General features: G+C 74.5%; 3 protein-coding genes and 1 pseudogene. 3 read left to right on the top strand and 1 reads right to left on the bottom strand.

Features of this window, described 5'->3' with window-relative positions; translation table 11 throughout:
- From H5J30_RS22460 to H5J30_RS22450, 3 genes are all read left to right on the top strand, one after another.
- A partial coding sequence (locus tag H5J30_RS22460) for a hypothetical protein (protein WP_181789195.1) occupies positions 1-503 on the top strand: 503 nt, incomplete at its 5' end.
- Positions 500-1,420 carry a DUF6895 family protein gene (locus H5J30_RS22455; RefSeq protein WP_181789194.1) on the top strand — a complete coding sequence of 307 codons (921 nt, stop codon included), beginning with the start codon at positions 500-502 and terminating at the stop codon, positions 1,418-1,420. The genes H5J30_RS22460 and H5J30_RS22455, both read left to right, overlap by 4 nt.
- 15 nt (positions 1,421-1,435) lie before the next feature.
- Positions 1,436-2,479 (top strand): serine hydrolase domain-containing protein, encoded by a 1,044-nt coding sequence (locus H5J30_RS22450; RefSeq protein WP_181789193.1) that lies wholly within the window; start codon positions 1,436-1,438, stop codon positions 2,477-2,479.
- A 2-nt stretch (positions 2,480-2,481) separates the two neighbouring features.
- On the opposite strand, the pseudogene H5J30_RS22445 reads toward H5J30_RS22450, so the two are convergent.
- Positions 2,482-3,524, bottom strand: a pseudogene (locus H5J30_RS22445) (leucine-rich repeat domain-containing protein); the annotation flags it as partial.

The raw sequence follows: 3,524 nt of genomic DNA, 5'->3' as shown, positions 1-3,524 counted from the left end.
CGCGCTGGCGCGATCGCACCACCGCCGCGCTGCTCGCCCGCGGCGCTGCCGGGACCCGTCCGGCGGGTCCGTACGGGGGCCGGGAACCGTACGCGGGCGAGGACTGCGAGCGTGCCGCGATCGCCGAGGCGGTCGGGATCGCCGGCGTCGTCGAGGACGCGGAGGACACCGAACTGCCCTGGCAGGAGCGGTCGCAGCGCATGGCACGGCTCGCCCCGCTGGCGCTTCCGGAGGTGGACGGGCCCTACCAGCAGCGGGCCTGTCTGCACGTCCGCGCGCTCAGCCGGGGCGCCACCCGCTCCCTGATGCGCCGCGACTACCCCACCGCGGCCCGGCTCGTCCGCTGGCTCGCCCTGGCCCAGAGCCGGGGCGCGGCACCCGCCGTCGACGTGCCGACGGTGCTGGACCACCTGCGGCTCTGGGGCGCCCCCAGCGCCCGTACCGCGCTCGACCTCGCCATCGCCGGAAGACTTCTGGCCGCAACCGAAGGAGGCCCCCGATGAGCGCCCACGGGCCGGCGGAGGAAGTGCGTACCACGGCACTCCGCACGGGCACGAAGGCGCTGGGCTGGCTGCACCGCAACCACGTGCAAGGCACGTTCGCCGACGGCGCGACAGCCGAACTGGCCGAGCCCGACAGCGTCTACAAGCCGCTGGCCGAGCTGTCCCTCGCCGCGTCGCTGGTGCGGCGCGACGCCGCGTTCCCCGCGGCCGAGCGCGACACGGCCGGCGAACTGCTCGACTTCGCCTGGGACCAGCTCCGCGGCGGCGACCTGCTCTACGAGCGGCAGCTGCGGTTCCCGGCCATGACCGACCCGCTGGAGACCTACGTCCACTTCCACCGCGCCGGCTACCGCCACGAGCGGCTCCAGGCGCTCCTGGCCCACCTGGCGTCCCTCACCTCGTACCGAGAGTACGAGCACGTGCCCAACCGCCGCATGGCGGTGGCCAACGCGACCCGCGTCATCGGGGTCGCCGACCGGACCGACTGGCGTGCGCGCACCGCGGCCACCTGGCTCGGCTCCACGCCCGAGCCGTGGACCATGGACTGGATGACGGCGTACCACATGACCCACACCGTCTTCCATCTCACCGACTGGGGCGCCCAACCGCACGCCCTGCCGCCCCACCTGCGGGACTACCTGGCCACCTGGCTGCCGGTGTGGACCGACGTGTGGGGGGAGATCGAGGAGTGGGACCTCGTCGCCGAACTCCTCATCGTCGACGCCTGCATGCCGCAGCCGGCCTTCGAACCGGCCGCCTGGCGGCGGCTGGCCGCCGCCCAGCACGAGGACGGGCTCCTCCCGCGCGACGGCCGGACCGGCGGGGACGGGGACGGCCGGGGGTTCGAGGACCACTACCACACGGCCGTGGTCGCCACGGTCGCCGCCTCCCTCGTGCTCTCGCGCCTGGGCGCCTAGCCGGGCGGCGGCGACGTGAACATCCGCGACCAGCCCCTCAAAGCGGTGGCCGCCGCCGCGGAACCGCGCGCGGCGGTGGCCGTCGCCGTCTCCGTGACCGGTGCGTACCGCACCCTGTGCCGCGGCGGCATCGACCGCAAGGGCACCGCCTCGGTCACCGACCGCACGCGCTTCGAAGTCGGCTCGGTGACCAAGACGTTCACCGCGCTGCTCCTCGCCGACACCGCCGCGCGCGGCGAGGTCAGCCTGAGCGGCCGGATCGCCGAGCGCCTCCCGTACGCGGCCCTCCCGCGCGGCCACGGCCGGGCCATCACCTACGAGCACCTGGCGACCCACACCTCCGGCCTGCCCCGGCTCCCGCCCGGCCTGCTGCTGAAAGGGCTGCCGTCCTGGTTCGCCAACCCGTACCGGTCGTTCACCCCCGACATGCTGCTGCCCGCACTCGGCCGCGCCGTCGTGCACCACCCGCCCGGCACCCTCACGCGCTACTCCAACCTCGGCGTCGGACTGCTCGGCCGGCTGCTCGCCGACGGCGCCGGCACGGACTACGGGTCGATGCTCCGCACGCGCGTCCTCGACCCCCTCGAACTCAAGGACACCGGCACCGCGGCCCCGGCCGACCCGGACCCCGACTACGCCGTCGGCTACTGGCACGGCCGCCGCCGCCCGCCCTGGGTCATCCCGGCCCTCCCCGGCGCGGGCGCCATCCGCTCCAGCGCCCGCGACCTGATCCGCTTCCTGCGCGCTCACCTCGACCCGGAGGACCGCGACATCCCCGGGGCGCTGCGGCGGCCGCTGGCGGAGGTCGTCCGGATCCGCGAACTGCCCGCGCAGGACGACGAGAAGTCGGGGCTCGGCTGGAGCGCGCGGACCGTCGCCGGGGCGACGCTCTACTTCCACAGCGGCGCGACCCGCGGCTGCACGGCGTTCGTGGGCCTGAGCCCGGAGCGGGAGGTGTGCGTGGCGGCGCTGACCAACTCGGGGGTCACGCTGCGCAGCGGGTTCATCCAGTCGGCGTACCTGCTGCTGCGGGGGCTGGCGCTGGGGGAGGCGAAGTGACGTCAGGGGATGCGCGGGCGGGGGGTCCGGGTGACGGTGCCCTCGGGGAAGTGCTCGGCTCCGGTGACGGTGGTGGCCTTGTGGAGTGAGATGGAGGCCAGGTCGGGCATGCCGCGCAGCGGGGTGAGGTCGATGTGCCGGTGGTCGGCGTGGCAGGAGATGGACAGGGCCGTGAGCCCCGGGAGCCTGCTGCGTACCAGGTCGAGGTCGTCACCGGGACGCCACGAGTACAGGCGCAGGATGCGGACCTGCGGCGACGATGGCAGGAGCGCGAGCATCGACAGGTGGGCGTCGAGCTGCAGCACGAGGTACTGGAGCCGGGACAGCTCGCCGGCCTGCGCGAAGCCGTCGATGGGGCCGCAGAGGTTGAGCCGGGTGAGGCGGGGCCAGCGGCCGATGCCGTCCAGTTTCAGGTGGTGGTGCGCGGTCGGGCCCAGCCTGATGTCGACGAGGTCCGCAGCGACGGGTAGCGCGCCCAGGTCCGGATAGGGCAGCGGGCCGTCGAGCATGAGCTGCCTGATCCCGTGCAGCCGGGCCAGGCCGGCGATGACCTCGGGACGGCACTCCCACAGGTCGAGCGCGGTGACCCGGGAGCCCGCCAGCGGGGTGATGTCCGTCAGATGCCGGCAGCGGACGAGGCTCACCCGCTTCAGCTCCGTGTACGGGCCGAGGAAGGCCAGGTCGCGCAGCGAGAGGTTCTCGGCGAGGGAGAGCCGCCGCAGCCGCGCGGGGTCGAGGGCCGCGGTGATGGCGTCGGCCGGGAAGTCTCCCCGGACGGTGACCGCCCGCGGGGTGTCCAGCGTGCGCAGCGCGGAGAGCTGTTCGGCCGAACTCACGTCGACGAACCGGAGATCGGGGATGTGGGTGAGGATGTCGCGGACGTAGTCCCCGGTGTCGTAGCGGTCCCAGACGTGCTGCAGCTGCCAGGCCACGACCCGGGTGGCGCAGCCGCGGAACCGCTTCAGCACGGTCAGGGCGGCGTCGCCGCCGATGCGGCCTGCGGTGAGCACGACCGCTTCCGCTTCGTCGTCCTCAAGGCCCTCCG

The sequence above is a fragment of the Streptomyces phytophilus genome (assembly GCF_013870535.1).
In the GTDB taxonomy this organism is placed as follows: Bacteria; Actinomycetota; Actinomycetes; order Streptomycetales; family Streptomycetaceae; genus Streptomyces; species Streptomyces phytophilus.
The sequence above is the reverse complement of the archived record's forward strand: the minus strand, read 5'-3'. Positions and strand labels throughout refer to the sequence as shown.